This is a genomic window from Actinomadura sp., assembly GCF_044508335.1.
GTDB lineage: Bacteria > Actinomycetota > Actinomycetes > Streptosporangiales > Streptosporangiaceae > Spirillospora.
The window spans coordinates 53,338-59,655 of record NZ_JBIQHY010000006.1; the positions used below are offsets into that span (position 1 = coordinate 53,338).

The 6,318-nt window shown below is 75.8% G+C and carries 6 protein-coding genes; 3 read left to right on the forward strand and 3 right to left on the reverse strand.

Annotation, left to right across the window (positions count from 1 at the left end):
- From ACIWVC_RS04115 to ACIWVC_RS04125, 3 genes are all read right to left on the reverse strand, one after another.
- A partial coding sequence (locus ACIWVC_RS04115) for a LytR/AlgR family response regulator transcription factor (RefSeq protein WP_396447991.1) occupies window positions 1-743 on the reverse strand: 743 nt, incomplete at its 3' end.
- A gap of 77 nt (window positions 744-820) precedes the next feature.
- Window positions 821-2,179, reverse strand: coding sequence for a sensor histidine kinase (locus ACIWVC_RS04120; protein ID WP_396453814.1), 1,359 nt, complete (start codon window positions 2,177-2,179; stop codon window positions 821-823).
- 109 nt (window positions 2,180-2,288) lie between these two features.
- Window positions 2,289-2,912 (reverse strand): sulfite oxidase-like oxidoreductase, encoded by a 624-nt coding sequence (locus ACIWVC_RS04125; RefSeq protein ID WP_396453816.1) that lies wholly within the window; start codon window positions 2,910-2,912, stop codon window positions 2,289-2,291.
- A 271-nt stretch (window positions 2,913-3,183) separates the two neighbouring features.
- Between ACIWVC_RS04125 and aroF the strand changes: the two genes are divergently transcribed.
- From aroF to ACIWVC_RS04140, 3 genes are all read left to right on the forward strand, one after another.
- Complete coding sequence (aroF, locus tag ACIWVC_RS04130) at window positions 3,184-4,230, forward strand: 3-deoxy-7-phosphoheptulonate synthase (RefSeq protein ID WP_396447178.1); 1,047 nt, start codon at window positions 3,184-3,186, stop codon at window positions 4,228-4,230.
- A gap of 186 nt (window positions 4,231-4,416) precedes the next feature.
- Window positions 4,417-5,352 carry an EamA family transporter gene (locus tag ACIWVC_RS04135; RefSeq protein ID WP_396447179.1) on the forward strand — a complete coding sequence of 312 codons (936 nt, stop codon included), beginning with the start codon at window positions 4,417-4,419 and terminating at the stop codon, window positions 5,350-5,352.
- Window positions 5,353-5,405: 53 nt separating this feature from the next.
- The gene (locus tag ACIWVC_RS04140; RefSeq protein ID WP_396447180.1) at window positions 5,406-6,302 is read left to right on the forward strand and encodes a DUF5954 family protein; all 897 of its coding nucleotides are present in this window, start codon (window positions 5,406-5,408) and stop codon (window positions 6,300-6,302) included.
- The last annotated feature ends 16 nt before the right edge of the window (window positions 6,303-6,318 follow it).

Consider the following 6,318-nt stretch of genomic DNA (forward strand, 5'->3'; position numbering starts at 1 on the left):
TGGTGGAACCTGCGCACCAGGCGCTCCCGCACCTCGCGGGTGTGCCGGCGGCTGACCTGCAGGATCTCGTCCCCGATCCGGACGGCCGCGCGGCCGCCGTCGAACCGCACCTCGGTGATGTGCGCGGCCGCGACCAGGGTGCTGCGGTGGATGCGGATGAACCCGGCCGCCTCCCACCGCCTGGTCAGCGCCGACAGCGGCATCCGCACCAGGTAGCCGCCGTCCGCGGTGTGCAGCCGGACGTAGTCGCCCTGCGCCTCCACGTGCGTCACCGTCCGGCGGGAGACGAGCCGGGTCCGGCCGCCGAGCTCGACGGGGATCAGCTCGTCGTCGGGGTCGGCGGCCGCCGCCGGCGGGCCCGTCCGGTGCACGGCCTCGGCGACCCGGCGGACCGACTCGGCGAGCCGCTCGGGCCGGACCGGCTTCAGCAGGTAGTCGAGCGCGCCCAGCTCGTAGGCGGTGACGGCGCAGTCGTCGTGCGCGGTCACGAAGACGACGTGCGGCGGCGCGGCGAACCCGGTGAGCAGCCGGGTGAAGTCGAGGCCGTCGAGCCCCGGCATCCGGATGTCCAGGAACACCGCGTCGAGGCGCTCGCCCGCCACCAGCAGGCGGCTGAGGTCGCGGAGCGCGGACGAGGCGTCCCCCGCTCCGGTGACCTGCCCGATCCGCGGATCCTGCCGGAGGAGATAGGACAGCTCCTCCAGTGCGGGACGTTCATCGTCGACGGCGAGGACGTGGAGCATGAGGGCGACTTTGCCGCGATTACCGTCCGTCCGCAATCGATTCCAGGAAGTGAGTATCCCGCCCCGCCGTCCGGGCGTCACTCCGGAAACACGCCAGGACGGTACTTGGGAACGCGCAGATTGACCTTGGTCCCGGCGCCGGGCGCTGTCTCGACGGTGAGCCCGTACTCGTCGCCGTAGACCCGGCGCATGCGCTCGTCGACGTTGGCGAGGCCGATGCCCGGGTCGGCGTGCCCGTCGCGCCGGGGCCGGGCGGCGCCGCCCCAGCCGGCCGGGCCGGGCCGGCCGAGCGGCGCGGACAGGATCTCCCGGAGCCGCTCGGGATCCATGCCGGCCCCGTCGTCCTCGACGCTGATGGCCGCCTCGGCGCCCGAGTCGCGCGCGGTGATCGTGATGTGGAACGGCGTGCCGCCGCCCGCCATGCCGTGCCGGACGGCGTTCTCCACGAGCGGCTGCAGCGCCAGGAACGGGACGGCGACCGGCAGCACCTCGGGCGCGACGTCGACGCTGCAGGTCAGCCGCTCGCCGAACCGGGCCCGCTCCAGCAGCAGGTAGCGGTCGATGGAGCGCAGCTCGTCGGCGAGGGTGGTGAAGTCGCGGGGGTTGCGGAAGGAGTAGCGGGCGAAGTCGGCGAAGTCGAGGAGCAGGGCGCGGGCGCGGTCGGGGTCGGTGCGGACGAACGAGGCGATCGTGGTCAGCGAGTTGTAGACGAAGTGCGGGGAGATCTGCGCGCGCAGCGCCCGCGCCTCGGCCTCGCCGAGCCGGACGCGGGCGGCGTCCAGCTCGGCCAGCTCCAGCTGGGCGGCGACGAGGCGGACCGCCTCCCCGGCGGCGCGGATCCGCGCCGCCGACGCGCGCCGCCAGTACGCGGTCAGCGCGCCCTCCACCCGCCCGTCGACGGTGAGCGGCGCGGTCAGCGCCGTCCGGACGGGGCAGTGCGGGTCGGCGCAGCCGGCCGGCTCCGGCGCGGCGACCCGGGGGCGGCCGGACGCGAGGACGGGCAGCGCGTGCCGGACGGCCTCCGCCGCGTGGACGCCGCCGCCCGCGCCGTCCCAGGCGAGCAGCCGCGGCGCGGCCCGGACCCGGCCGCCGGCGCCCGCGGCGCCCTCCGCGGCGCCCTCGCCCGCGTCCTCCGTCGCGTTCCCCGGCGGGCGCACCGCGACCAGCGCGACCGCCTCGGCGCCCAGCAGCGGCCGGAGCCGCCGCGCCGCCCGGCGCGCCGCGTCGTCGGTGAGCCCGCCGCGCAGCGGCTGCGCCGCCCGCGCGACCAGGTGCAGGGCCGCGAACGCCGCCTGCTCGGCCGGGTCGGCGGGCGCGCGCTGCACGCGCAGGCAGCCGGACGGCAGCGGCAGGCACCGGCGCAGCGCCCAGACCCCGGAGGCGGCGCCGGCCGCGGTCGCGTACACCACGGCGTCTGCGACGGACGGTAGGACCATGACGACTTACGGTAACGGCTACCGTCCCCGCCGGTCCGCCCGTTGCAGATTTACGAATGTCTCGAACGGGCCACACCCGGCCACGCGTCCGGCCCCGGCCCGCGGCCCGTCACAGGGGCGGCGACTCGCCCTCGTCCTCCTGGTAAGAGTAGCGCTGCTCCCGCCACGGGTCGGCGACGTTGTGGTAGCCGCGCTCCTCCCAGAAGCCGCGGCGGTCCTTCACCAGGTACTCGACGCCCCGGACCCATTTCACGCTCTTCCACGCGTACAGGTGCGGGACGACGATGCGGACCGGGAAGCCGTGGTCGGCGGTCAGCCGCTCGCCGCCGTGGTGGGTGGCGAACATCGTCCCGTCGGCGAGGAAGTCGCTCATCCGGATGTTGGCGCTGTAGCCGTACTCGGCCCAGACCATCACGTGCGTGGCGTCCGGCGCGGGCGGCGCCAGCTCGGCGATCGCCGCGCCGGGGACCCCCTCCCACTCGATGCCGGGGATCGTGAACTTGGTGACGCAGTGGAAGTCGGCGACCGACCTGACCCTCGGCAGCGCGTCGAACTCCTCCCAGGTCCAGCGGTGCTGCGTGCCCGACGCGGTGGCGCCGAAGACCCGGAAGTCCCAGTCCGCGGGACGGAACTTCGGCACGGGGCCGTAGTGGAGGACGGGCCAGCCCCGGGGGACGTACTGGCCGGGCGGCAGATCCGGCGGCGGCGGTGCGGAGTCTTCGGGGTGGGTCATGACGCGGCCATCCTGCCATCCGACGTGAGCTGAGCCATATTCGGGGGTAGGTGCGAACGCGCTCCGCGGGCATCGGCTACGCTTGGGCGCGTGCGCAACGTCGTCTATTTCTTTTGGTACGGCCAGCCCGGACGGCTGGTCTGCCAGACGCTGCGCTGACAGACCACGGAATGAGAAGCCCCGGGCCCAGTGGCCCGGGGCTTTCTCTGTTCCAGGGGTCGTCCGCGGGGCCCACCGGGGTTCCGGGCGAGACAGGAGAGGCAGCACACCAATGGTCGTCGTCATGGCCCCGGAGGCCAACGAAGCGGATGTCAGGGCCGTCGTCTCACTGGTCGAGACGGCGGGAGGCGACGCCTTCGTCAGCCGCGGCGTGGAGCGGACCATCGTCGGGCTGGTCGGCGACGTCCAGCAGTTCGGCTCGCTGAACCTGCGCGGCATGCGCGGCGTCAGCGACGTCATCCGCATCTCGGCGCCCTACAAGCTGGTGAGCCGCGAGAACCACGCCGAGCGCTCGGTCGTCCGGGTCGGCGGGGTGCCGATCGGCCCCGGCACCATGACGCTGATCGCCGGCCCGTGCGCGGTGGAGACGCCCGAGCAGACGCTCGGCGCCGCGCAGATGGCGCAGGCGGCGGGCGCGACGCTGCTGCGCGGCGGCGCGTTCAAGCCGCGCACCTCCCCGTACGCGTTCCAGGGGCTCGGCGAGGCCGGGCTGCGCATCCTCGCGGACGTGCGGGCGGAGACCGGCATGCCGATCGTCACCGAGGTGGTGGACGCCGGCGACGTCGAGCTCGTCGCCTCCTACGCGGACATGCTGCAGATCGGCACCCGCAACGCGCAGAACTTCTCCCTCCTGCAGGCCGCCGGCGAGTCCGGCAAGCCGGTCATGCTGAAGCGCGGCATGAACGGCACGATCGAGGAGTGGCTGATGGCGGCCGAGTACGTCGCCCAGCGCGGCAACCTCGACATCGTGCTGTGCGAGCGCGGCATCCGCACGTTCGAGAACGCGACCCGCAACACCCTCGACATCTCCGCGGTGCCGGTGGCGCAGCGCCTCTCCCACCTGCCGGTGATCGTGGACCCGTCGCACTCCGGCGGCAGCCGCGACCTCGTGCTCCCGCTGACCCGCGCCGCGGTCGCGGTCGGCGCCGACGGCGTGATCATCGACGTGCACCCGCACCCGGAGACCGCCCTCTGCGACGGCCCGCAGGCCCTGGTGGACGGCGACCTCCGCGAGCTGGCCAAGCTCGTCCGCGAGCTGCCCCCGATCGTGGGCCGCTCCCTGACCCAGGCGCAGGACCCGGACACCGTCCCGGCCTGAGCGGCGCGGTATCGTCCGATACGTGGCCTACTGGGTTTCCGACTGCGGGCCGCCGCGCTCCTGACGGGGCGCGGCGACCGCACTCGTGACGGCATGTGACACGGCCCGGCGCGGGACGCGCCCGGCCGCGTCCTCCTGCGCCCCGAATCCGGATCTTCCCCTTCCGATTCGAGGTCAGGAGCCTCCGTGTCACAGCATTCCGCACGCACGCGCGCGTCCGCGCGGGACCCCCGCGTCCTCCGGTTCGGCGGCGGCGCCGACGTCCTGCTGGCGGCGTCCCTGTGGGGGACGACCGGGACCGTCCGCACCTTCGCGGGCGGCGCGTCCGCGTTCTCCATCGCCGCGAGCCGCATCGTCATCGGCGGCGCCGTGCTGCTCGCGCTCGCGGCCTGCACCCGCCGCGGCGCCGGGCTGCGCCGCCTGCTCGGGAACCGCCGCAACCTGCCGCTGGTCGGCGCCGGCGCGGCCGCGATCGCGGTGTACCAGTCGGCCTTCTTCGTCGCCGCGGGCCGCACCGGCGTCGCGGCCGGCACCGTCGTCACGATCGGCAGCGCGCCCGTGTTCGCCGGCGCGATCGGGCTGCTGACCCGCCGGTCGCGCCCGGCGGGCCGCTGGGCGGCGGCGACCGCCGGGGCGGTCGCGGGCTGCGCGCTGCTCATCGGCGGCGGCCGGGACGCGGGCGTCGAGCCGGCCGGCATCGCCCTGGCGCTGCTGTCCGGGCTGTCGTACGCGGTGTACGCGACGATCGCGTCGGCCCTCATCTCCCGGGGCGAGGAGGACCGGGCCGTCGTCGGCGCGCTGTTCGGGGCGGCGGCCGTCCCGCTGCTCCCGGTCCTGCGCACGGGATCGGGCTGGCTGCTCACCGGGGAGGGCGCGCTGATCGCGCTCTACCTCGGGGTGGTCGCCACGGCCGGCGGCTACCTGCTGTTCGCGCGCGGCCTGCGCACCACCCCGGCCACGACGGCGACGACGCTGACGCTGGCGGAGCCGGCGGTGGCCGCCGCGCTCGGCACGGTGCTGCTGGGCGAGCGGCTGGGCGCCGCCGCGCTGGCCGGCCTGGCGCTGCTGGCGGCGAGCCTGGTCGCGGCGGTCGCGCCGGCCCGGCCGGGAACGCACCGGTAACAAATTGGTCTGAACCATTGGCCGGAACGGGCGCGGCGAGGATGATGTCCGGCATGACAACGGGCGATGGTGACGCCGGGGGGCGGCTGTTCCCGGAGGATCTGGACGGCGTCGACCCGGTCGCCGCGGTGATGCTCGCGGACGCGTGCCGCGCCCTCACCGCCTACCCGCAGCTCGTGGTCGTGGGCACGCTCTTCACGGCCGCCGAGCGCGTCCCGGGCGGCTGGCAGGTCGTGTGCCCGTGCGACCCGCTGCCGCAGGGCGCGCGGGAGCTGCTCGCGGGGCGGCTGGAGGACCTGGCGGCGCTGGAGGGCGGCACGGCCGGGCGCGAGCTGCTCGGCGCGGCGCGCACGGTGCAGCACGAGCAGGTCGACGAGGTGGCCGCGGGCGGGCGGCGGTTCCGCATCGTGCGGGTCGAGCAGCTCGTCCGCACCGGCCCGGACGGGCCCGAGCCGCCCCGCCCGACGGACCTGGATCCGCTGCCGGCCGCGGCCGGGCCCGGCCGCGGCCACGACCTGCTGCCCGACGACGGTCCCGCGTCCGACTTCGCGACCGCGGAGCTGCTGTGCCAGGTGCTGGACGCGGCGGCGGCGTCGGGCAGCGAGCCGTCCGGAGCGTTCCTCACCCCGGTCGCGCTGGCGCCCGCGTTCACGGTGGCCGAGCGCAGCGAGCGGCGCTGGCGGCCGATCGGGCGGCTGCACGACGCGCCGCAGCAGGCCCGCGAGGCGCTGATCACCTACTTCCGGCACGTGGTGCCGGCGGTGGAGAGCCCGGCCGAGGCGGACATCGCCCGGTTCGCCGAGGCGGCGGACCTGCTGGAGGACGAGACCCGCCGCAACGGCATCGCGGTCGCCGGCCGCCGGTTCCGCATCGTGCGGATCGAGCGCATCACCCTGATGGGCCCGGACGGCCCCGAGCCGCCGCGCCCGACCGATTTCGACGCCCGCTGACCGGCCGTCCGGCGGC

Bases quoted from the DNA above. Each gene is read 5' to 3' on its own strand.
- ACIWVC_RS04120 (WP_396453814.1), bottom strand. From the start codon at position 2,179: ATGGTCCTACCGTCCGTCGCAGACGCCGTGGTGTACGCGACCGCGGCC.
- ACIWVC_RS04125 (WP_396453816.1), bottom strand. From the start codon at position 2,912: ATGACCCACCCCGAAGACTCCGCACCGCCGCCGCCGGATCTGCCGCCC.
- aroF (WP_396447178.1), top strand. From the start codon at position 3,184: ATGGTCGTCGTCATGGCCCCGGAGGCCAACGAAGCGGATGTCAGGGCC.
- ACIWVC_RS04140 (WP_396447180.1), top strand. From the start codon at position 5,406: ATGACAACGGGCGATGGTGACGCCGGGGGGCGGCTGTTCCCGGAGGAT.